Genomic DNA, 285 nt, shown 5'->3' on the forward strand with positions numbered 1-285 from the left:
GTGCCACGGTGACGTTCGCGAGCGACGTCGTCACGGCCTACGAGCTGCACCGGGGCGACCCGCTCTCCGGCATACAGGTCGCGCACACGCGCGTGGATCCGGAATACCCGCTCGCCCCCGAACGCTTTCCGGGCAGCGCCCGCCCGCAGCCCGGGGCACGGCTACCCCTCGAACTGCTGCTCGAGGGCTACACGATCAACGGCGCACGCCAGTTGCGCATCGATGATCGCGCGGGATCACTCGAGGCCGGCAAGCGGGCGACCCTGAATGTGCTCAGCGCAGACC

1 protein-coding gene is annotated in these 285 nt (G+C 70.2%); it reads left to right on the top strand.

The annotated features are described in order from the left end of the window. A partial coding sequence (locus AMS65_RS17865) for an amidohydrolase family protein (protein ID WP_157502435.1) occupies positions 1 to 285 on the top strand: 285 nt, incomplete at both ends.

It is taken from the genome of Leucobacter celer subsp. astrifaciens, assembly GCF_001273835.1.
Classification (GTDB): Bacteria; Actinomycetota; Actinomycetes; order Actinomycetales; family Microbacteriaceae; genus Leucobacter; species Leucobacter celer.